Genomic DNA, 20,310 nt, shown 5'->3' on the forward strand with positions numbered 1-20,310 from the left:
GACCGCCCCGAAACGGCCACGAGGTGGCTCCCGGTACAACCCGGGGGCCACCTCGTGGGATATGGGTAGAGAGGCCGGGGCCTAGAGCCCCTTGACGATGATGACGTCAAGCTGGCGCGGTCCGTGCACGCCCTCGACGCGCTCGAGCTCGATGTCGCTGGTCGCGCTGGGTCCGGAGATCCAGGTCAGCGGGCGGGTGATGTCCATGCGCGGCAGCGCCTCGGGCAACAGGCGCACGATGCTGGAGACCGGGACCACGCACACGTGGTGGTCTGGCACCAGGCTGATCGCCCGGCGACCTTGGTCCGGCGTGCCGTCAAGCACGATGGTGCCGGACTCGGCAATGGATACCGCCGAGGAGGTCAGCACCGCACTGGTGCCATCCAGCTCGGTCACGCTCAGCACGGCGCCGGGGGCATCGATGCGGCGGCGCGTATCGCCGGCCGGCGCGGCATCGGCCAACCAGGTCTCGTCGATGCCGTGCGGCACCACAAAGCTGGAGGCGTCCTTGAGACGCTCGGCAACCGTTGCCGAAAGTTCCCCGGAATCCACGACATTTACGTGTGCCTTGTAGTCCTCGAGCCGATCGACCAGCAGCTCGATGAGCTCGGCCTCGGGCATGTCCGAGGACATCCGGTATTCGCGGGGGATCGGTCCCGGTTCCGGGGCATCGCGCAGGGCCGAGGTGATGCGGGAGAGGATTTCTTTCTTGGCGCTCATTTGGTCAGCTTCTCCTGCTCGTTGATGGGTGCGATCGGCTTGTGTTCCTTCTTCCACCAGTCACGGAAGGATTGGGCCGGGGGAGCGGGGATGTCGCGGGACTGGGTCCAGCCGGCGGCGATGCCCGGAAGACGCTTGATCTTCTTGTCGCGCCCGGCCGCGAGCTTGCCCAGCGTCAGACCCTTTTCCAACAACCCCAGGTGCTTGCCGGAGGAGAACGCCCACTGGGCGCCCTTCATCATCAAATCCATCTGGCTGGGCAACTTCTTTTCGGCACGCCTGGAGTCGACGTCTTCCCCGCGCAGGTGCACCAGGATCTCGGGGATGTTGATCTTCACCGGGCAGGCGTCGTAGCAGGCGCCGCACAGGGACGAAGCGTAGGGCAGCGAACTGTTTTCCTCGGACTTGATGCCGGTGAGCAACGGGGTCAGGATTGCGCCGATCGGGCCCGGGTAGGTCGACCCGTAGGCGTGGCCGCCGGTGCGCTCGTAGACAGGACACACGTTCATGCAGGCCGAGCAGCGGATGCAGTTCAATGCGGTGCGGCCGTACTTGTCCGCCAGGGCCGCGGTGCGCCCGTTGTCCAGCATCACCAGGTGCACGTTCTGCGGCCCGTCACCCTCGCTGACGCCCGTCCACAGCGAGGTGTAGGGGTTCATGCGCTCGCCGGTGGAGGAACGCGGCAGCAGCTGCATGAAGACCTCGAGGTCCTCCTTGGACGGCAGCAGCTTCTCGATGCCCATGACGGTGATCAGGGTTTCGGGCAGCGTCAGGCACATGCGTCCGTTGCCCTCGGATTCGACCACCGCGAGGGTGCCGGAGTCAGCCAGCGCGAAGTTGGCGCCGGAGATGGCGACCTTGGCGGAGAGGAATTTGCGGCGCAGGTGTTCGCGCGCTGCCATGGCCAGCAGGCGCGGTTCGTCGGTGAGGTTTGGGTCCACGTTCGGCATCTCTTTCAGGAAGATGTCGCGCACCTCGGTGCGGTTCTTGTGAATGGCCGGGACCAGGATGTGGCTGGGCTTGTCGTGGCCCAGCTGGACAATCAGTTCGGCGAGGTCGGTCTCGAAGGCGGAGATGCCCTGCTCCTCGAGGTACTCGTTGAGCCCGATTTCCTGGGTGGCCATGGATTTGACCTTGACGACCTCGGTGGTGTCCTGCTCGCGGATCAGGTCCGCGACGATTTGGTTGGCCTCGTGGGCGTCGCGGGCCCAGTGAATGATGCCGCCGCGGGCGGTGAAGTTCGTTTCGAACTCCTCCAGCAGCGCCGGCAGATTCGCCATGACCTGGTTCTTGGTGGCCGAGCCCGCATCACGCAGTTCCTCCCAGTCGGGTAGCTCGGCGACGACCTTCAGGCGCTTGTCGCGGATGGTGTGGGTGGCATGGCGCAGGTTGGCGCGCATCTGGGTGTTGCCCAGTTCGCGGTGAGCGGCTGCCGGGAAGGGTTCCTCGAGGTGGAGGTTACCGTCGCCGAAGACCGGAAGGGTCGGCATGCCCATGAAGACGTTGCTCATCGCACGCCCGCCTTTCCTACGAGGATCTCACCGGTCACCGAGACCGGCTCGTCAATGGTGCTGGCCAGGATCTCGGCAAAGTGCAGCGTGGTGGTATCCGAATTGGTGCGCGAGAGCCCGCCGCCGATGTGCATGAGACAGGACGCGTCTCCGCCGGAGCACAGCGAGGCGCCGGTGGACTTGATGTTCTTGGCCTTGTCCTCGAGCATCGCCGAGGAGACGTCGGCATTTTTCATGGAGAAGGTACCGCCGAAGCCGCAGCATTGGTCCGCCTCGGGCAGGTCCGCGAACTCGATGCCGGCCACGGACTGGAGCAGGTCACGCTGGCGGTCGCCCAGTTTCAACGACCGCATGCCGTGGCAGGAAGGGTGGTAGGTGATCTTGTGGGGGAAATGCGAACCGAGCTGTTCAGCTGCATCGGTGATGCCCAGGACATCGACCAGCAGCTGCGAAAGTTCGTAGGTCGTCGCGCCCACTGCCTCGGCCCGCGCCTTGAGCGCGGAGTCCCCGCAGCGTTCGGCCAGGACCGGGTGCTGGTGCTTGACGGAGGCGACGCAGGATCCCGAGGGCGCAACGGCGACGTCGTAGCTCTCGGCTTCGAATGCCCTGACATGGTTGGCGACCACGGGAAGTGCTTCGTCCATGTAGCCGGAGTTGATGTGCATCTGGCCGCAGCAGGCCTGGCCGGAGGGGAAGACGACCTCGTGGCCCAGGCGTTCGAGAATCTTGACCGTGGCCCGCGCGGTTTGCGGATACATGGCGTCAACGATGCAGGTGGCGAAAAGTGCGATTTTCATTCAGTGATCCTTCCGGCGCATTCAGCCGAGGAATTGATGTGGTCTGACCATACTAGGACGTGATCGGGCCCACGTCCACCCGGCGGTCCCGAAGGAAAAAATTTGTGACCCCACTCACCAAGGTGCCCGATTTTGGGTTATGCTCATGTGGTCGGACCATAGTGGTCCGACCACGGATGTCTACCGGCGTCCGCCAAGACCCCCCCTTATCCGCGATCCACTCCCAACGCGAAGGACGCCCAGTGGACACCTTTACTCCCACCACAGATCCGCTGGCCGGAAGCATTGCGCTTTCCGCCATCATTTCCCTCCTGCCGCTACTGACCTTCTTTGTCATGCTGGCCGTCGTCAAGGCCAAGGCCTACGTCTCCGGGCTTACCTCATTGCTGGTTGCCATTTTGGTCGCAATCTTTGTCTTCAAGATGCCTCTGGGCATGGCTTTGATGTCCGGCGTACTGGGCGCGGTCTTCGGGGCCTTCCCAGTGGTCTGGATCGTCATCATGGCGATCTGGCTTTATCAGGTCACCGTTGTTTCGGGCCGGTTTGAGGATTTGCGCCGCGTCTTTGACGTGATCGGCGGCGGCGACATCCGCATCCAGTCCATCCTGATTGCCTTCTGCTTCGGCGGCTTGCTTGAAGCGCTTGCCGGCTTCGGCGCACCGGTGGCAATCACCGCGACGATGCTGCTGGCCCTTGGCATGCCTCCGCTGCGTGCAGCCGCCGCGGTGCTGGTAGCCAACACCGCCCCGGTGGCCTTCGGGGCCGTGGCCATCCCCATCACCACCGCGGCCGGTCTGACCGGGCTCGACGCCAACCACATTGGCGCAGTCGTCGGGCACCAGGCACCGCTGCTGGCCATCTTCGTGCCGACGCTGCTGCTGTTCATCATTGACGGCCGGCGCGGCGTCAAGGAAGTCTGGCCCGCGGCCCTGGTCATCGGCTGCTCCTTCGCCGTGGCCCAATTCCTCTGCGCCACGTACTTCTCTTACGAACTCACCGACATCGTGGCCTCGCTCGCCGGCCTGGGTGCCGCCGTGATCTTCCTGCGCTTCTGGACCCCGAAGGGCCGCGACGAGGCTCGTGCCCGCGTCCTTGTGGGCGAAGCCGCCGAGGGAGTGCAGCACGCAGGCAAGGTCGGCAACGCCCACACCGGATCCGGCACCGTCTACCGCGGTCACGAGCGGAAGCTGGAATTCGGGCCAACCTTCCTTGCGCTCTTCCCCTACTTGTTGGTCATCGTGATTTTCGGCATTGCCAAGCTCTGGAAGTTGGGCGTGAATGTACCCGGCGCCTTGGCCGCCACCGACGTGAAAATCAAGTGGCCGCTGCTTTACGGCAACGTACTTGACGGCGAGGGCAACCCCGTTTCATCGACGATCTACAACTTCCAGTGGCTCTCGAACCCCGGGACCCTGTTGCTTTTCACCGGCCTGATTGTCGCCATTGTCTACTCGCTCAACGATGCCGGGGGCAAATACAAGATCAAGGTCTCGGATGCGGTCCTGGAAATCGGGCGCACCATCTACAACATGCGCTGGGCCGCCACCACCATCCTTTCCGTGCTGGCCCTGGCCTACGTGATGAACCTGTCGGGGCAGACCATTACCATCGGCACCTGGCTCGCGGGAACCGGCGCCTTCTTCGCGTTCCTGTCCCCGATCCTGGGTTGGATCGGCACGGCTGTCACCGGTTCCGACACCTCGGCCAACGCCCTGTTCGCGAAGCTGCAGCAGACCGCCGGCATCAACGCCGGAATCGACCCGAACCTGCTGGTCGCCGCCAACACCTCCGGCGGTGTGGTCGGCAAGCTGATTTCCCCGCAGAACCTGGCCATCGCCGCCACCGCGGTGGGCATGGAAGGCAAGGAATCGGTCATCCTGAAGAAGGTTGCCGGCTGGTCCGTGGGCATGCTTCTGGTGCTGTGCGTGCTGGTGTACCTGCAGTCCACGCCGATCCTGGGCTGGATGTTGCCGACCCCGTAACGCGGGCCCTGCAACATCGACCGCGACGGTCGGCAAGCGGCCCTGTGCGTTGGCGAAGAATATCGCCGAAACACGGGGCCGTGGCCGGCTCCGCGACCCATTAGGCTTGAGTGATTCGTTGATTGGTCAAGGGGCCAAACATAAGCAATGACCATGGGGACAAGAAGCAGTGAAAAGCACAGCCAGGAATTCGCCGCAGCCGGCCCGGGCCTACGAGACGGTCCTGACCACCATCGAGGCCGACCTTCGCTCGGGAAAGCTCAAGATCGGCGACCAGTTGCCCGGCGAGCGATCCTTGGCCGAGACCCACGGGATCTCCCGGGCATCGGTCAGGGACGCCATCCGCATCCTCGATGCCATGGGCATGGTGCGCACCTCCACCGGCTCCGGGCCCAACTCTGGCGCCGTCGTCATTTCCGATCCCGCGGTGGGACTGTCGGCGACGCTGCGGCTCCATGTTGCCTCGCGCCAGCTTTCCGTTGCCGACATCGTCGAATCCCGTATCCTGCTGGAAACCTGGGCGGCCGAGTCCGCCGACCTGGACAGCGACCCTGAGCGCAGCGCCGAGGTGTTGCGGCGAACCGCCGAGCTGCTTGAGGCCATGGACGTGCCGGGCCTTGACCGCGAGGAATTCCACGACCTCGACTCCCAATTCCATGTGCTGCTCTCATCGCTTGCCGGCAACGCCGTCATCGAGGCGATGATGGAATCGCTGCGCCTGTCGATCAGCGACTACGTCAGTGAATCTGTGGCCAGTGACGCTGCCTGGCAGAAGATCGCCAAGGTCCTTCGGGCCCAACACCACGGCATCCACCAGGCAGTTGCGGACGGTGACGGCCCGCTGGCCGCCAGACTCCTGCGCGAGCACATCGAGTGGTTCTACACGGAATCCAGGCAGCTCTGAGCGGCGCCGGGGCCGTTTAGAGTTTGATGACCATCTTGCCGGTGTTGGCGCCGCGCATGAGGTCCAGGAACCCCTCCACCGCGTTGTCCAGGCCCTCGACGACGGTCTCGTCGAAGACGATCTTCCCCTGCGCAATCCATTCGGACATGTCGGCCATGAACGCCGGGTAGTGTTCGGCATAGTTCCCCACGGTGAACCCCTTGAGGGTTAGTCCCCGGGTAACCATGTTGCTCATGTTTCGCGGACCCACGGGGGCCTCTGTCGAGTTGTAGACGGAGATGGCTCCGCACAAGGCGCCCCGGCCGCCCGGGTTGAATGCATCCAGTGCAGCCTCCAGGTGTTCACCACCCACGTTGTCGAAATACACGTCTATGCCTTCGGGCGCCGCTTCGTGCAACTGCCCACGCACGGGTCCGTCCTTGTAGTTGAAGGCGGCGTCGTAGCCGTACTTCTCGGTCAGCAGGTCGACCTTGGCCGCGCTGCCGGCGGAGCCGATGACACGATTGGCGCCCTTGAGGCGAGCGATCTGGCCTGCCGCGCTGCCGACGGCCCCGGCCGCACCGGAAATGAAGACGGTGTCGCCGTCCTTGAGGCCGGCAATTTCGGTCAACCCGACATAGGCGGTAAAGGCCGTCATGCCCAGAATGCCGAGGTAGGCCGACAATGGCAGGCCGGGAAGGTCCTGGATTACGCGGAAGTTACCTGCCGCGGCCTGGGAGAGGTCCCTCCATCCCAGTTGGTGAAGCACCGGATCGCCGACATTGAATCCCTCGGCGCGCGATTCGACCACGCGGCCGACCGCTCCACCCGTCATGACCTCGTTGAGGGCGTACGGCGCCGCGTAGGACTTGGCGTCGTTCATGCGCCCGCGCATGTAGGGGTCGACGGAAAGGAATTCATTGGCCACCCGAATCTCACCCTCGGCGAGTTCAGGTAGTTCAACGGTGACCGTGGAGAAGTTCGCGTCAGTCGGCCATCCGGCGGGGCGGTTGGCCAGGTGAATCTGGGTGCTGATGGAAGAGGACATGAAGTCGATGCTCCGTTTCAGGTAGTGGAGTGGGAGGGGAATCAGTGGGTAAAAGCAAACAAGCCAAAGATGATGGCCAGGGCGGGCGCGGTGAGCTGGAACATCGCCGCGCGGGCAAGCTTGGGCGAGGAAAAGAGCAGGACCAGGCCGGCTGCGGCCATCGAGCCGGTTCCGGCAAAGATCAGTGTCGCCCCAACGGTGGAGGACGAAGCCAGCGCAAAGGCCATGCCGAGGACCGTTATGACGGCAAGGATCAGGTTGTAGAACCCTTGGTTGAACGCCAGCGGCTTCGTCGCGCTTGCCTCGGCATCTGTTTGGATGCCGAAGGCCTTGCGGGTGGATGGGCGGTCCCAACGCAGGGACTCGAGTACAAAGATGTACACATGGATAGCCGCGGCAATGCCGGCGAAAAGCAAGGTGAACAGCAGCATCTGGTGCCCCTCTAGGTCAGTGAGCGATTGTGTAACGATCGTTCCAATATATACTGGAATGAACGTTACACAAAGCAAGGGGATTCAGGTCTCATGGCCAGAACGCAGGAATTCGACACCAGCAAGGCGCTCAGCGATGCCCGCCGCCTCTTTTGGGACAAGGGATTCGAAGCCACATCGATCGCGGACCTTGAATCCGCCACGGGCCTGGGCCGTTCGAGCATCTACCACGGCTTCGGCTCAAAGCGGGGACTGTTTGATGCGGTGATCCAGGACTACATGGATACGATCCTGCGACCTCGCCTGAATCTGTTGCGCAGCCCCACGGACCCTGCCGAGGGTATTTCGACCTACTTGAAGTCGTTGTCCGACGCCTTGGTGAAGACCGCGGGCGAGACCACGAATCGTGGTTGTCTGCTGTTGAACACCGCGGCGGGCATCGCGGGAAACGACGAGGCGCTAAGGATACTGATCGATGGATATCAGATCGAGTTGCGAGATGGCGTTGCCGGCGCCCTGCGCGCAGCGGACCCTACGCAAACCGAATCGCTGGTTCTTGCCCGTGCCCGAATTGTCGCCGGGCTGACCATGAGCGCGCTGCTCATGGCGCGGCTGAACCTGGCCGAGGCGCTGGCCACCCTTGACGCGGCCGGAGAGCAGGCGCGACTGTGGCTCTCTGCCGACCCGCATACTCGTTAGGCCCGGTTCGCGGATTCGGGTCCGCAGGGACTGCCCCTGAATATGGAACCGCAGACGTTCGGGTGCCTTGCCAGGGACTCGGCCATGCCCGCATTTTCTGGAATCGGCACCCCGGTGTGAGCAACCTTGCCACCGACCCGCAGTCACCTGAAAGGTCATGCCCAGTACTCTGTGAGCATGCCCAAGAAGGATAATCCAGCAGCTGACGACCACGGATCGCGATCGATGCCACGGTCGACGTCCCGTGGATTCATGGTGCTGTCGTTGCTTGCCGTGATCCTGGTGGGGCTTAACCTCCGGGCGGGAATCACCAGCGCCTCCCCGCTCTTTCTCGACCTGCAGGAATTCCTGGGTTACGGTCCGTTTGTGGCGGCACTGTTGCCGTCAATCCCCACCCTGGTATTTGCCGTGGCCGGTATGGCAACGGTGAGGCTGACCCGGAAACTCGGTCTGTCCGGAACGATCCTGCTGGCCCTCTGCGTTCTTGGCGCGGGGCTGGGGTTCAGGGCATTGCCGACCACCTGGGCCCTGCTGGCCGGAACGGTGGCAGCCATGTGTGGCATCGCGCTGTGCAATGTGGCAATGCCGTCCTTTATCCGCGAGAACTTTGCGGACAGGACCTCGATGATGACCGGGATGTACACGATCACCATGTCGGTAGGTGCCACGGCGGCCTCGGCATTGAGCGTCCCCCTGGCGTTGGCGTCCGGATCGCCCACCCTCGGCCTGGCCACCTGGGGCTTCCTTGCGCTTGCAGCGGTGCTTGCGTTCCTGCCCTTCATGGCCATGGCCCGCTCCGAGCGTGCGGCAACTCCGTCGCCGTCGGACGTCAGCCCGCTCTCGCTTATCCGCACCCGGCGTGGTGTGGTCATCACCGGGCTCTTCACTGTCCAGGCGCTGATGGCCTACGCCATGATGAGCTGGCTGCCCAGCATCCTGATCTCCCGGTCCATGTCACCGGCGGACGCCGGCATCATCCTCGGAATGCTGCAGGCGGTCACGATCCCTGCAACCATGCTTTCCCTCTGGCTCGTCAACAAGTACGGCATGCTTCGCGGGGCCTTCATCATGTGTTCGGTCATGGTTGCCGCCGGTCTGGCAGGCATGGTGTGGCTGCCGCTGTCTTTGGCCTGGCTGTGCGCCGTGGCCATGGGCGTCGGGTTCTCGGTGTTCCCGCTGGTGCTGCTGGTGATCTCGTACAGCGGGGACAGCTCCGAGGAAACCACCGCCATGAGCACCCTGGCCCAGTCCGTCGGGTACTTGGTGGCCACCAGCGGGCCGTTTGGCATGGGGCTGTTGTACTCGCTCAGCGGAGACTGGAACCTGCCATTGCTGCTGCTGATCCTTGTTGCCGGCATCCAGCTGTGGCTCGGTGTCGTGGCCAGCGGCTACCGCCGGGGAACCCCGCAGCGCGTGCAGTAGGTTCCCCCGGCGGTAGCTGGTCGGACTAGGACTTGGAGGCGAGCTCGACTTCGACGTCCTGGGGCGCAGCCAGGTCCATCTCAAGCAACGGCACGACCTTTGACTTGGTGACGAACCGGTGGACAAGCCACAAGCCGAGGAAGATCGGCAGCCCGATGTAGGAGGAGAGCACCTCCATCCCGCGCCCGGCAACGACCGCCTCGTAGTTCTGCCCGGCTATCACCAGGATCAGCACGGCGAACGCCAGCAGCGGACCGATCGGGAAGAACGACGCCCGGTAGGGCAAGTCGCTGACCTTGTTGCCCTGGGCCAGGAACCCGCGACGGAAGCGGTAGTGCGAGATCGCGATGCCCGCCCAGACGATGAACCCACACAGGCCCGAGACGTTGAGCAACCAGGCATAGGCGGCACCCTGGCCGACGATCGCGGAGAGGAATCCGAAGAGTCCGACCGCGGCGGTGGCCAGGAGTGCCGGGATGGGAACGCCGCGCGAGTTGGTCCGCCCAAAGATCTTGGGGGCCTTGCCGTCGTGGGCCATGGAGTACAGCATGCGGGTCGAGGCATAGAGCCCCGAGTTGCCCGCGGAAAGAATGGCGGTGAGGATGACCGCGTTCATGAGCGACGCGGCGAAGGCAATGCCCGCACGCTCAAAGACCAGGGTGAACGGGGAGGATGCCACGTCGGCTTCGCCGGATGCCAACAGGCTCGGATCGGCAAAGGGGATCAGGCAGCCGATGATGAAAATGGCGCCAATGTAGAAAATCATGATCCGCCAAAAAACGTTGCGAATTGCACGGGGCACTTCGCGCCGGGGGTTCTTTGCCTCGCCGGCAGCCACGCCAACCAGCTCGGTGCCCTGGAAGGAGAATCCGGCGATCATGAAGACGGAAATGATGGAAACCCAGCCGCCGTGGAAGACGTCCTCACGGTTTTGCCAGTTGCTGAGCCCGGGAGAGGAATCCCCGAGGATGCCGACGATCATGAGGACTCCGGCGATCAGGAATAGCACGACGGCGGAAACCTTGATCAGGGAAAGCCAGAATTCGCTTTCGCCGAAGGACTTGGCTGAGAGTGCATTGAGTCCCGTCAAGACGACGAGGAATATGCCGGCCCAGATCCAGCCGGGAACGCCGGGCAGCCAGAAGTCCATGATGATCCCGGCGGCGACCAGCTCCGCGGCCACGGTGATGGCCCAGTTGAACCAGTAGTTCCAGCCGATCGCGAACCCGAAGGAGGGGGAGACGAAGCGAGTGGCGAAGGTCTGGAAGGAACCGGCCACGGGGATCTTGGCAGCCATCTCGCCCAGGGACTGCATCAGCAGGAACACCATCAGGCCGACCAAGGCGTAGGCGGCCAATGCGCCGCCCGGGCCGGCCTGGGATATGGTGCCGCCAGAAGCCACGAAGAGCCCGGTGCCGATCGCACCGCCGATGGCGATCATCTGCAGGTGACGGCTGCTTAGCCCGCGCTTGAGTTCGTTGTCCGGCTTGTGGGGGGCGATGCCGGTCCCGACCGTTCTGGCGGTTCCGGGCTGTGCCACGGATTCGGGTTCAAGTTCTACGGAAGTTGTGCTCATGGGTGTCATGCAACACGACCCAGGGGTGTCAATGCGAGCTGGCTCACAATTGTGGTGCTGCGGTCCGTCTGGCCCCGATGCCGCGTTGGCGCTTCGCCGCCCTTGCCATCCGAGGTAAAGGTAGCCGGACATGGTGCTTCCGAGGGCGGCCGACCATAACGCAGGACATTATGTCGCGCGAATCCGGTGTCGTGAGCCGTAGACACTTGAATGAAAAACCTTATTCTTGCATGTCCCAAGACACAGCGTTTCTGATGCACGGATGCTTCCGGGTTGATGGGCTAACAGGATCAAGACCCTGCCGCAGTCTTTGATTAGGGGGCCGTCTGGACCTCTGGATGCAGGATCGAGCCGCAGTTTGATGCCTCCAGATGCCAAAACGGCACTGCCCATTATGACGTGAAATTGTCACAAAGACTGAATCCGGGCCATGGGGGATGCATCTTCAACGAGCTTGGGAAGCGACGGCCCGCGATCGGTGCGATGCGTCCCATAGGTAGCGGGTAGCGGATAGCGGGTTTGGTCTGCTACCGCGGCCCCGCGTTCCTGGGACTCGAATGAAGTCCGGATGTCAGAGCGGTAATCGCAACATGCAACAGCGACCTTCCACCTTTGAGGCGGAAGGTCGCTTGGGTGGCCCGGTCTACCGGGCGATTTGTGCCCGACCCAACGGCGCCGGATCCACCAACGGGTGGGACTGAAAATATTCGATGCCAGCCACCAAATCGATCTGGCCCGAATCGGCCACGTTGGTTCCCTCGGCGAAAGTGAAGAAGTTGTCTCCACCCGAAGCCAGGAACGAGTTGGTGACAATGCGGAAGACCGCGTCGTCGGCGACCGGTTCTCCCTGGTAACTCATCGAGGAGATGTGCGCGCCGCGCCCCGCATTCGGGTCATAGGTGTAGCTGAAGCCCTCGGAGATGCCCAGGTGCAGTTTTGGACGGCTGGAGCCCTCGGGTTGCCACTGTTCCTCGAGCACCGACTTGATTTGTACGCCGGTCAGGTCCATGGTGAACAACGTGTTGCCAAAGGGCTGGACCGAAGCCGCGTCCTTGTAGGTGACGGTGCCGTCGGTCCCAAAGAGCATATCGGCGCGCAATCCGCCGGGGTTCATGAACGCGATCTGTGCGGGGATGCCTCCGAAGTCCTTGTTGGAGGTCGCCCAGAGGTGCACGTCCGCCACCAGGTTGCCCAGCGTGGATTCGACGCCGCGGTCCGAGCCGTTGGAGCCGCCGCGGAGGATGCTGGCGCTGATGTTTCCGATCTTCTGGGCACCCACGACCTCGGCCTCTGCGCTGGCCACCTCAACGATCCTGGTGGCCTCGGGAACCGCCTCGAAGCGCGGTACGGTAGTGCCGTCCGAGGCAATGGTGGTCAGCGAGATCAGCCCGCCCTCGCTTCCGGTGACCTCTTTGTGCTCCTTGGACACGGTGAGTTTCAGGGTGTCCAGCGTGGTCCCGTATTGGTGCGCCTGCAGCACCGGGCGTTGGAAGCCAGGCGCCCAACCATCCACCGGGTAGGCGCAGGAGTACCCGACATGGGTGTGGCCGGACAAGATGGCATCGATCTCGGGGGATGCGCCGCGGAGCAGGTCGCCGTAGGAGGTGTCCTCGGTACCGATTGAGGCGCAGTTGCTGCTGGAGGAGCCCTCGTGGGTCAGCAGTACCAGTACATCGGCCTCGCCATTGGAGTCCTCGCCGTCGGTCAACTGCCCGGCGACCCGGTTGGCGGCCTCGAGCTGGTCACCGAAGTCGAGACCGAAAATGCCTGCAGGGGTCACCAGTGACGCGGTTTGGTCGGTCACGGTGCCGATCAGGCCGACGGTCACGCCGTTGAGTTTCTTCAGGGAATACTCTTTCAGCGCCGGGGTCTTGGTTCCCTTCAGGTACACGTTGGCACCCAGCGCGTAGTCTGCGCCGACCTTCGCGTCGCCGTTCCCGTAGCGCGGGATGACCCGGTCGACCAGGTCGGTGAAACCCCGGTCGAATTCATGGTTTCCGACCGCTGAGGCATCCAGTCCGGCTGCGACCAGTGCGTCGATGGTGGGGTTGTCCTGCTGCGAGAACGAGGTGAACGTGGAGGCGCCGATGTTGTCGCCGGCCGAGACAAAGAGCGTGTTGCGGTTTCTTTCCTTGTAATCCTTCACGGCACCGGCGAGCACGGCGGCCCCGGCCTCGGCGTCGTTGGCCTCGATGCGGCCGTGGAAGTCGTTGATGCCCACCAATTCGATGGTGGTTGTTGGCTTGTTGTCCTGCTTGTTGCCCTGGCCGTGTGAATTCGGGTCGGCGGGCTGGGCCGGCGCCGGGCCGGCGATGGCAGCCGAGGCCAGCAGTGTTAATGCTGCGGCAGCGGCCAATGCATTGCGCCGCAAGGGACGTTTCTCGGACACGTTGGTTCTCCCTCAAGAAGAGTGACGGGTTGAGGTGTCCACGTCCACGTGAACCGGCGGGGACACATGCGGCTGATCCTACCCACCGGTAGGGCGCAGTCCAAGGGTTGTCAACGTGGCTTGCCATGCCGCAGCGACATGTCCTCGCCGCCCCGGGCCACCTATGGCAGCATGAATCCATGACCGGTAGCGACGCGGAGAAGGCCCTTGAACTAAAACCCTTTGAGAAGCTGCACAAGGACGGCAGCCTATGGGCGCGCGGGTTCACCCTGGCGGGGGAAATCCATGGGGATTGGGAATGGTTCAGGATTGACGGCACGCTGATGCGTTCCGGGAGCCTGGATCGCGGACGCCAGGTGGGGATCTGGACCACCTACGACAAGGCCGGCATCCCCTACAAGGACACCGACTACGGCGAGTAGTTTTTGCCGAAGCGCGTAGGTCCCGGGAAACAAAAAACCGTGGGCCGGTGCCTGTCCCCTCGAACGGCACCAACCCACGGTCGGTTCATGGCGGAGCTAGCCGGCAGTGACCAGTTCCACGCTGACTGGCGTGGGGTTGCTGAAGATATCCAGCACCGGGCACCGGGCATCGACGGTTGCCTGAAGCTCCTCGTAGCGTTCGCGCGTCTCCGGGCCGTCGATCTTGACCGTCAGGCGCACCTCGCCGAAGCCCGGGCGGACGGTTTCCTCGATGCCGAAGAGACCTCGCACATCCAGGTCTGCCTCTGCATTGATTTCCAGAGAGTCGATCTTGATGCCCAGCTGGTGTGCGTAGAGGCGGTAGACCACGACTTGGCAGGAAATCAACGCGCCGAGCGCGAACTCGACCGGGCTGGCGGCCGCGTCGTCACCGGCCAGCCCCTCGGGCTCGTCGACAATGAAGCGGTGCTTGCCGACCGTGATTTCGCTGGCCACCGAACCGGTGGACACGCCGCTGGCCTTGAAGGTCAGTTCCGCGTTGGCCGGGTTGGCGGCAATGCGCTCGCCCCATGCGGTGCCGGCCGCGGTGAGCTTTTCGGCGCGAATGGAATCCAGGGTGCTGTCGATCAGGGTTTCGGACATGGGAAACGATCCTTTCGTAGCTGGCGCATGCCTTGCGCAACGCCATACTTACGCCGATCCGATTGGTCGGCGTCGAATCTTCACCTGGCGCACCCCGCTATGACGAAGGGGGTTGCGATCCAATCGGCCAGGGCCGTGAATGATTGGAACTCGTGATTCTGTTGACGAGTCTTGCCGATTCCGCGGTGGCTGCGCAAAGAGAGACCTTAACAAATCTTCACGGTGAATCGGTCGTTTCGTCGAACAAGTGCCTGTCCGGCCCAGCTAATTTCCCACTGCGGCGAATCGTTGGTCCCGTTTGAGGCTGTGCGGCGAAGAACCCGTTGTGGCCGCTTGGGACGATTCTGAAGCTTGGACGATCGGTGCGTCGCCGCACGCCAACTCGGGAAGCGGCATTGGCGAAGGACCCCGGAGCCCACAGAGCGGGGCATGCCGGCGGAGCACATGTGCCTGCCGACGCCATCGGCTCCGGCCCTGGCAAGTGAGGGACCGGAGCCGATGGTTTGTTGGTGCGGGGGATCAGCTTTCGCGTTGCGAGGCGTCGTTGGCGTTCAGCTTCGATAGCAGGTCGGCGAAGCGCTTGATTTCCTCGGGGTCCCAGGAGATGAGCCGGTTCCGGAGCAATTGGCGGGACGCTGCACTGGAAGCCAGGTATCCGACACGTGCGGTGTCGGTGATGCTGACCAGCATGGCCCGGCCATCGTTCGGATCCGGGACGCGGGTGACCAGTTCCTTGGCTTCGAGCCACTTGATCATCCGGCTCATGGTGGCCTTGTCCACCTGCAGTTCCTCGGCCAAGATGATCTGCTGCTGTGCGTGCTCGCGCGCCAGGATGGAGAGTACCTTGTAGCCCAGCGGCTGGAGTTCCGGATGGATGGCGGCGGCGCGCTTGCGAATGGCCTGGCGCGCCTTGACGACCATGATCGAGAATTCTTTTTCCACGTCCTCGATCAGTGGATCAAAGGTTCCGGAGTCGGCTGCCGGTCCCGGGTCGGGCCGGGAATCGGGGAACGGTGAAGTCATGGGATTCATTTTAGTGGCGATCCGTCGTTTCGACATCTTCGCGACGGTACGTTCGACCTTCGTACGCTGGCACCGCATCCATGGCCAGTGGCGGCAGAAACGCAGGTGTGGAAAACCACTGTTCGCCGCTGCCGCATTCCTGACTAAGGGAGGGCCGTCCCCGTCAGGAGAAGCGCTCCGCACGACCACTAAAAGAACTCGGTCCGAGGGGGTTCCCGGAACCCATCGTGACGGGCAGAATTGCTAGTTGTTGAACCCCGCCAAACGATGGAGAACACCATGGGCACGATCCTCAACCCGTACATCAGCTTCCGTGACACCGCGCGTCCCGCGCTGGAGTTCTACCAGTCGGTATTTGGCGGTGAATTGGATCTGCGTCCTTTCGCGGACTTCGATTTCGCGAAGACCGGCGATCCCGAAGACGACAACAAGGTCATGCATGGACACCTGCGGGCACCCAATGGAATGAACCTGATGGCCGCGGATACGCCCGCCTCCATGGAGTGGAAGGGCGGAACCGCCATATCCGTCACACTTAGCGGTGACGACAAGGAAGAAATGACCGGCTACTGGGAAAAGCTCAGCGACGGGGCCAAGATCGGCGAACAGCTTGCCGAGGCGCCATGGGGCGACTGGTTCGGCATGCTCACCGACAAATTCGGCGTCGATTGGATGGTCAACATCGCGGGACCGGACACCGCAGGGCAGTAACCGCAGGACCGGCCCGTGAGCGAAGACCGAAGGCGTCAAACGGCATGAAGGTGCGTGGGGATCGACCCGCTCCGGGCGGGCTCCACGCACCTTTGCACCGTTCTCCTTCTTGACCTCTTGCACCGCGGCAGAGAAGACTCGAGCGTAGTCAACACTGCATTTCCGCATATAAAGAGGATGGCCCCATGGAACACGATCTCGATCTCATTGTCATTGGTTGGGGCAAGGGCGGAAAGACGCTCGCCGGCACCGTGGCCCGTGCGGGGCACCGCGTGGCAATCATCGAGGCCTCGGCGGACATGTATGGGGGAACTTGCATCAATATCGGCTGTGTTCCCACGAAGGCCTTGATCCACGACGCGGACATCCGCACCGGGACCGGGTTGGATCCGGAATATTTCGACGCCGCGGTGCTACGCCGGGACAAGCTCACCGCCGCGATGCGGGCCAAGAATTTTTCCATGCTGGACAGCCTGGATTCGGTCGTGACCATTACGGGCAAGGCAAGCTTCATCGGCCCGCATCGGATCAGGGTCGAGGCAGGGAAAGAAACGCTCGAGCTTGGCGCCACGCGGATCATCATCAACACCGGTGCCGTGCCGGCGATCCCGGACCTCGACGGGGTGCGCATTGGCGGGCGCATCCACGACTCCACCACACTTCAGCACGCGCAGCTTCCCAAGTCGCTTGTGGTGGTCGGCGGCGGATACGTCGGGACCGAATTCGCCTCCATGTTCGCGCACTTTGGTTCAAAAGTCACCGTGCTGGACCGCGGGCCACGGGCACTGAAAAAGGAAGACGAAGACGTGGCCGCCGAGGTCTTCGGTTCCCTGTCCGACGTGGGAGTCGATATCCGGGTGGGCGCCAGCGTGCAGCACATCAGCCAGGACGCCGACTCCGCTCTGGTGCACTACGAAAAAGACGGCACCATGCATGAAATCCAGGCCGAGGCCGTGCTCATCGCCCTCGGGCGCACCCCGGCCACCGATGGGCTGAACCTGGAAGCCGCGGGCATCGAGCTCACCGAATCCGGGGCCATCAAGGTGGACGAACGCCTTTCCACCACTGCCGAGGGCGTGTACGCGCTGGGGGACGTAAACGGCGGGCCGCAATTCACCTATGTCTCCCTGGACGACAACCGCGTCGTTGCCGATGCCATCCTGGGATCCGGCAAGCGTTCGACCGCGGACCGCGTCGCGGTTCCCTACACCATCTTCACCACCCCGCCGCTGGCTCGCGTCGGGCTCAGCGAGGAACAGGCACGCTCCCGGGGGCTGGCCATCAAGATCGCAGTCAAAAACGTCGCCGAGATTGCCGCGATGCCGCGACCCAAGATCGTGGGGGACCCCCGCGGCATCATCAAGTTCGTGGTTGATGCCGACTCCGACCGCATCCTCGGCGCCGCCCTGATGCACGTGGATTCCCAGGAAGTCATCAACCTGGTCGCCTTGGCCATGCGCCAGGGCGTCACCTCGGCCACGCTGCGCGACTCGATCTTCACCCACCCTTCCTCCACCGAGGCGTTGAATGAGGTGCTCGGGTCTTTCAACCGTTGATTACCCTGCGGTAACGCGGGGACCCGGATGGTGTGGGCGGCGGTTGCAGACCATAAGATGAGAGTGTGCAAGACCTGCTGAGGAGCCTGGGACCCGCACTCGACCTCATAGGGTGGGTGGCGCTCATTGCCGCGGCCGGATTCTATGCCTTTGCCCTGGCCGAACGCCGCCGGGATGCGGGATGGAAAACCGCCGACTACAGGATCGCCGTGCTCGAGGGGCAGGAATGCCTGGTCTTCCACACCGCCGACGGAACCATCCGCAGCGAACTCCTGGTGCTCGAACGTCCACACCCTCCCGAGGGTGAGGCACTGGTCTACTACCGGGAAGACAAGACCGGATCCTGGCAACTGGAAAAGCCCCGTTCACAGGTGCGCTTCCTCTATTGGACGGCCGCGGCCTTGGCGGCCGGGTTTGTCCTCAGCAAGGTCCTGAGCATCATTGCCCACTGGAACTAGCCCAAGGATCCCATCGGCAGGGCGATGATCCGGGATTCGGCCCCCTCGTTGGTGGCCACCCACAATTCATTGCCCACCACCAGCACGTCCCGCAGGCGTCCCTCCTGCCCGGCCAGCATTTCGCGGGCGCCGGTGAGTGTGCCACCGGTCGGAGGTCCATCGCCCGGCAACGGCAATACCCAGAGCCGTTCGCCGCGCAGACACGCCACATAGGCAACGTCCTCCGCAATGGCCAGGGCGCTGGGTGAGGCGTCGGAGGTCTTCGCCCATACATGGACCGGGTCGATGAATCTCGGATCTCTTGCCACCCCGGTGACCTCTGGCCAGCCGTAGTTGCCACCGGCCCGGACCAGGTTCACTTCGTCGTCCTTCTCCGGTCCCAGTTCGCTGATCCACAGTCGATCGGCCGAGTCCCATCCGAGGCCCTGCACGTTCCGGTGCCCGATGGAATACACGGGGGAACCTGCAAAGGGGTTGTCTTCCGGGATGCCGCCGTCGGGCATGATCCGCAGGATCTTGCCATTGAGGCGTGCCGGGTCCTGCGCCGCCTGACGGTCGGTGGCGTCTCCCGTGCAGATGTAGAGCAAGCCGTCGGGGCCCAGCTTGATGCGACCGCCATTGTGGATGCTCGCCCGGGGAATGCCCGTCAGGATGTCTTGGGCAGGACCCACCCTGGCATCCTGCAGCTCGAAGCGCACCACCCGGTTGTCGTTCCCGGTGCCCATGTAGGCGTAAAGCCATTCGATCCCGCCGGTTTCGGTGAAGATCTCCAATCCCAGCAGGCCGGCCTCGCCGCTGGGAACCACCTGGGGCAGGTGGACCAATTCCGTCAGCTTGCCGTCTGGGCCAAGCGCCATGATCCTGGCGGTGTCGCGCTCGGAGACCAGGATGCTGCCGTCCTGGCGGGCAACCATCGACCAGGGTGTATCAAGGCCGGAGGCCTTGAGTTTCAGTCCCGCATCGGCCTCTGCCTCGGCGTCGGTGGAACCGGGGGTGGGAGTCGCCGTGCCGGTGGCGTTCTCCGCCAGGGAACATCCTGCCAGGGCCGAAATGCCCAGCGCGCAACCCAAGGCAAGGACGGTGCGGCGATCCACGGCGGGGACGACCGCCGGTCCGTGAGCCTTCATGGCCCGAGTCTAGTGGGAGGTGACCTGTGCACGGAAGCATTCGAGCGCGGCAACGAAAACGGCCTGTGTTCCCCGGGGACACCGCAGGACCTGCCGGTGTCCCCGGAAAATCCGGGCCGGTGGTTGGGTGGTGCGCGACTATTTCGCGGCGGTCTGCGAATCGACCCATTCCTGGTTTTCGGAGATCCACTGGTCCACGATCGGGGCGTAGTCCTGGGTGTCGGAGTCGTTGAACATGGCGTTTTCCAGCGAGAAGAGCTTCTCGTCATCGATCTTGAAATCCTTCCTCCAACCCGCCAGGGTGGGGAAGTCCTCCTTGAAAGTGAGGCTGCCGTAGGTGCTGATGTGCTCGGCGGTGCCCAACGTGCCCTTCGGGTCGTCAAGACTGTCGAAGAGGAAGAATAGCGGACCGAATCGGACCCAGGGGCTTCGGCCAGTTGGGAGCGGGGTAAATGCTAAGAGATGATGGAAGGACACGATTTTCGTATTCCCACCCTCCCTCGCGGTTCTTGCGGCGGTGGCGGGAGATCCAAGGAGGCACCTTCATGAGCGAAGCCATCAACATCGGTTCCATCGACAGCATCGACGAAGGCGAAGCGATCGTCATTCCGTCCGAGGACAACGGGACCAAGGAAGACATTGCCGTGTTCCATGCCGAGGACGGCAACTTCTACGCCATCAATGACGAATGCACGCACGAGACCGCCTCGCTGGCCGATGGCTGGATCGAAGGCACCGAGGTGGAGTGCCCGGTTCACGCGGCCAAGTTCTGCCTCAAGTCCGGAGAGGCACTCTGCCTGCCGGCCACCGTGGGGGCCCGCACCCACAAGATCGAGGTCAAGGACGGCGAGCTGTTGCTCTACCCTGAAACCCCGGCAGTCTGACCCACGCCCCGGATGAGAAAAGGCGGCGG

Annotated in this window: 20 protein-coding genes and 1 riboswitch; of the genes, 9 read left to right on the forward strand and 11 right to left on the reverse strand. The window is 63.5% G+C overall.

Going from position 1 to position 20,310, the window contains the following annotated elements; all coding sequences use genetic code 11:
* Window positions 1-81: 81 nt before the first annotated feature.
* From ACIPUB_RS16025 to ACIPUB_RS16035, 3 genes are read right to left on the reverse strand one after another with little or no spacing between them, the layout of a single operon-like run.
* Window positions 82-720 (reverse strand): lactate utilization protein C, encoded by a 639-nt coding sequence (locus tag ACIPUB_RS16025; RefSeq protein WP_407608277.1) that lies wholly within the window; start codon window positions 718-720, stop codon window positions 82-84.
* Entirely contained in the window at window positions 717-2,231 is a 1,515-nt protein-coding gene (locus tag ACIPUB_RS16030; RefSeq protein ID WP_407608278.1) for a LutB/LldF family L-lactate oxidation iron-sulfur protein, read from the reverse strand. The genes ACIPUB_RS16025 and ACIPUB_RS16030 overlap by 4 nt, the downstream gene beginning before the upstream one ends.
* Window positions 2,228-3,028: a (Fe-S)-binding protein gene (locus ACIPUB_RS16035; protein ID WP_407608279.1), complete on the reverse strand. Its 801-nt coding sequence runs from the start codon at window positions 3,026-3,028 to the stop codon at window positions 2,228-2,230. Before ACIPUB_RS16035 ends, ACIPUB_RS16030 begins: the two co-directional genes overlap by 4 nt.
* 242 nt (window positions 3,029-3,270) lie before the next feature.
* On the opposite strand from ACIPUB_RS16035, the gene ACIPUB_RS16040 reads away from it, so the two are divergent.
* Entirely contained in the window at window positions 3,271-5,010 is a 1,740-nt protein-coding gene (locus ACIPUB_RS16040) for an L-lactate permease (protein ID WP_407608280.1), read from the forward strand.
* A 169-nt stretch (window positions 5,011-5,179) separates the two neighbouring features.
* The gene (locus tag ACIPUB_RS16045; protein WP_407608281.1) at window positions 5,180-5,914 is read left to right on the forward strand and encodes a FadR/GntR family transcriptional regulator; all 735 of its coding nucleotides are present in this window, start codon (window positions 5,180-5,182) and stop codon (window positions 5,912-5,914) included.
* Between the two features lie 16 nt (window positions 5,915-5,930).
* Here ACIPUB_RS16045 and ACIPUB_RS16050 read toward each other — a convergent pair whose 3' ends face one another.
* Both ACIPUB_RS16050 and ACIPUB_RS16055 read right to left on the reverse strand, forming a co-directional pair.
* Window positions 5,931-6,941 carry an NADP-dependent oxidoreductase gene (locus ACIPUB_RS16050; RefSeq protein ID WP_407608282.1) on the reverse strand — a complete coding sequence of 337 codons (1,011 nt, stop codon included), beginning with the start codon at window positions 6,939-6,941 and terminating at the stop codon, window positions 5,931-5,933.
* Window positions 6,942-6,982: 41 nt separating this feature from the next.
* Entirely contained in the window at window positions 6,983-7,372 is a 390-nt protein-coding gene (locus ACIPUB_RS16055; protein ID WP_407608283.1) for a DUF1304 domain-containing protein, read from the reverse strand.
* Window positions 7,373-7,465: 93 nt separating this feature from the next.
* Between ACIPUB_RS16055 and ACIPUB_RS16060 the strand changes: the two genes are divergently transcribed.
* On the forward strand, window positions 7,466-8,071 hold the full coding sequence (locus ACIPUB_RS16060) for a TetR/AcrR family transcriptional regulator (protein WP_407608284.1): 606 nt from the start codon (window positions 7,466-7,468) through the stop codon (window positions 8,069-8,071).
* A gap of 225 nt (window positions 8,072-8,296) precedes the next feature.
* On the forward strand, window positions 8,297-9,493 hold the full coding sequence (locus tag ACIPUB_RS16065) for an MFS transporter (RefSeq protein ID WP_407608285.1): 1,197 nt from the start codon (window positions 8,297-8,299) through the stop codon (window positions 9,491-9,493).
* Window positions 9,494-9,518: 25 nt separating this feature from the next.
* Here the strand turns inward: ACIPUB_RS16065 and ACIPUB_RS16070 are convergent, their stop codons facing one another.
* Together ACIPUB_RS16070 and ACIPUB_RS16075 are read right to left on the reverse strand one after the other, a co-directional pair.
* Complete coding sequence (locus ACIPUB_RS16070) at window positions 9,519-11,069, reverse strand: amino acid permease (protein ID WP_407608286.1); 1,551 nt, start codon at window positions 11,067-11,069, stop codon at window positions 9,519-9,521.
* A 643-nt stretch (window positions 11,070-11,712) separates the two neighbouring features.
* The gene (locus ACIPUB_RS16075; protein WP_407608287.1) at window positions 11,713-13,458 is read right to left on the reverse strand and encodes a bifunctional metallophosphatase/5'-nucleotidase; all 1,746 of its coding nucleotides are present in this window, start codon (window positions 13,456-13,458) and stop codon (window positions 11,713-11,715) included.
* A 179-nt stretch (window positions 13,459-13,637) separates the two neighbouring features.
* Between ACIPUB_RS16075 and ACIPUB_RS16080 the strand changes: the two genes are divergently transcribed.
* The gene (locus ACIPUB_RS16080) at window positions 13,638-13,880 is read left to right on the forward strand and encodes a hypothetical protein (RefSeq protein ID WP_407608288.1); all 243 of its coding nucleotides are present in this window, start codon (window positions 13,638-13,640) and stop codon (window positions 13,878-13,880) included.
* Between the two features lie 96 nt (window positions 13,881-13,976).
* Here the strand turns inward: ACIPUB_RS16080 and ACIPUB_RS16085 are convergent, their stop codons facing one another.
* Together ACIPUB_RS16085 and ACIPUB_RS16090 are read right to left on the reverse strand one after the other, a co-directional pair.
* Window positions 13,977-14,522, reverse strand: coding sequence for an OsmC family protein (locus tag ACIPUB_RS16085; RefSeq protein WP_407608289.1), 546 nt, complete (start codon window positions 14,520-14,522; stop codon window positions 13,977-13,979).
* A 39-nt stretch (window positions 14,523-14,561) separates the two neighbouring features.
* A riboswitch (SAM riboswitch) is annotated at window positions 14,562-14,680 on the reverse strand.
* A 361-nt stretch (window positions 14,681-15,041) separates the two neighbouring features.
* Complete coding sequence (locus ACIPUB_RS16090) at window positions 15,042-15,545, reverse strand: MarR family winged helix-turn-helix transcriptional regulator (protein ID WP_407608290.1); 504 nt, start codon at window positions 15,543-15,545, stop codon at window positions 15,042-15,044.
* A 279-nt stretch (window positions 15,546-15,824) separates the two neighbouring features.
* On the opposite strand from ACIPUB_RS16090, the gene ACIPUB_RS16095 reads away from it, so the two are divergent.
* From ACIPUB_RS16095 to ACIPUB_RS16105, 3 genes are all read left to right on the forward strand, one after another.
* A complete protein-coding gene (locus ACIPUB_RS16095) occupies window positions 15,825-16,256 on the forward strand; it encodes a VOC family protein (RefSeq protein WP_407608291.1) in 432 nt (143 codons plus the stop codon).
* Window positions 16,257-16,441: 185 nt separating this feature from the next.
* On the forward strand, window positions 16,442-17,812 hold the full coding sequence (locus ACIPUB_RS16100; protein WP_407608292.1) for an FAD-dependent oxidoreductase: 1,371 nt from the start codon (window positions 16,442-16,444) through the stop codon (window positions 17,810-17,812).
* A 65-nt stretch (window positions 17,813-17,877) separates the two neighbouring features.
* The gene (locus ACIPUB_RS16105; RefSeq protein WP_407608293.1) at window positions 17,878-18,270 is read left to right on the forward strand and encodes a hypothetical protein; all 393 of its coding nucleotides are present in this window, start codon (window positions 17,878-17,880) and stop codon (window positions 18,268-18,270) included.
* Here the strand turns inward: ACIPUB_RS16105 and ACIPUB_RS16110 are convergent.
* Window positions 18,267-19,397, reverse strand: coding sequence for a PQQ-dependent sugar dehydrogenase (locus ACIPUB_RS16110; RefSeq protein WP_407608294.1), 1,131 nt, complete (start codon window positions 19,395-19,397; stop codon window positions 18,267-18,269). The genes ACIPUB_RS16105 and ACIPUB_RS16110 overlap by 4 nt on opposite strands.
* Window positions 19,398-19,535: 138 nt before the next feature.
* The gene (locus ACIPUB_RS16115; RefSeq protein WP_407608295.1) at window positions 19,536-19,874 is read right to left on the reverse strand and encodes a glycine betaine ABC transporter substrate-binding protein; all 339 of its coding nucleotides are present in this window, start codon (window positions 19,872-19,874) and stop codon (window positions 19,536-19,538) included.
* 68 nt (window positions 19,875-19,942) lie between these two features.
* Here ACIPUB_RS16115 and ACIPUB_RS16120 point away from each other — a divergent pair, with 68 nt between their 5' ends.
* Complete coding sequence (locus ACIPUB_RS16120; protein ID WP_407608296.1) at window positions 19,943-20,281, forward strand: bifunctional 3-phenylpropionate/cinnamic acid dioxygenase ferredoxin subunit; 339 nt, start codon at window positions 19,943-19,945, stop codon at window positions 20,279-20,281.
* Window positions 20,282-20,310 lie beyond the last annotated feature (29 nt).

Source organism: Paeniglutamicibacter sp. ORCA_105, from assembly GCF_045798545.1.
Lineage (GTDB): Bacteria > Actinomycetota > Actinomycetes > Actinomycetales > Micrococcaceae > Paeniglutamicibacter > Paeniglutamicibacter sulfureus.

What these genes read in the sequence shown, in the direction of transcription:
- ACIPUB_RS16025 (WP_407608277.1), bottom strand. Translation starts at nt 720, where the DNA reads ATGAGCGCCAAGAAAGAAATCCTCTCCCGCATCACCTCGGCCCTGCGC.
- ACIPUB_RS16030 (WP_407608278.1), bottom strand. Translation starts at nt 2,231, where the DNA reads ATGAGCAACGTCTTCATGGGCATGCCGACCCTTCCGGTCTTCGGCGAC.
- ACIPUB_RS16035 (WP_407608279.1), bottom strand. Translation starts at nt 3,028, where the DNA reads ATGAAAATCGCACTTTTCGCCACCTGCATCGTTGACGCCATGTATCCG.
- ACIPUB_RS16050 (WP_407608282.1), bottom strand. Translation starts at nt 6,941, where the DNA reads ATGTCCTCTTCCATCAGCACCCAGATTCACCTGGCCAACCGCCCCGCC.
- ACIPUB_RS16055 (WP_407608283.1), bottom strand. Translation starts at nt 7,372, where the DNA reads ATGCTGCTGTTCACCTTGCTTTTCGCCGGCATTGCCGCGGCTATCCAT.
- ACIPUB_RS16060 (WP_407608284.1), top strand. Translation starts at nt 7,466, where the DNA reads ATGGCCAGAACGCAGGAATTCGACACCAGCAAGGCGCTCAGCGATGCC.
- ACIPUB_RS16065 (WP_407608285.1), top strand. Translation starts at nt 8,297, where the DNA reads ATGCCACGGTCGACGTCCCGTGGATTCATGGTGCTGTCGTTGCTTGCC.
- ACIPUB_RS16070 (WP_407608286.1), bottom strand. Translation starts at nt 11,069, where the DNA reads ATGAGCACAACTTCCGTAGAACTTGAACCCGAATCCGTGGCACAGCCC.
- ACIPUB_RS16080 (WP_407608288.1), top strand. Translation starts at nt 13,638, where the DNA reads ATGACCGGTAGCGACGCGGAGAAGGCCCTTGAACTAAAACCCTTTGAG.
- ACIPUB_RS16085 (WP_407608289.1), bottom strand. Translation starts at nt 14,522, where the DNA reads ATGTCCGAAACCCTGATCGACAGCACCCTGGATTCCATTCGCGCCGAA.
- ACIPUB_RS16090 (WP_407608290.1), bottom strand. Translation starts at nt 15,545, where the DNA reads ATGACTTCACCGTTCCCCGATTCCCGGCCCGACCCGGGACCGGCAGCC.
- ACIPUB_RS16095 (WP_407608291.1), top strand. Translation starts at nt 15,825, where the DNA reads ATGGGCACGATCCTCAACCCGTACATCAGCTTCCGTGACACCGCGCGT.
- ACIPUB_RS16100 (WP_407608292.1), top strand. Translation starts at nt 16,442, where the DNA reads ATGGAACACGATCTCGATCTCATTGTCATTGGTTGGGGCAAGGGCGGA.
- ACIPUB_RS16110 (WP_407608294.1), bottom strand. Translation starts at nt 19,397, where the DNA reads ATGAAGGCTCACGGACCGGCGGTCGTCCCCGCCGTGGATCGCCGCACC.
- ACIPUB_RS16120 (WP_407608296.1), top strand. Translation starts at nt 19,943, where the DNA reads ATGAGCGAAGCCATCAACATCGGTTCCATCGACAGCATCGACGAAGGC.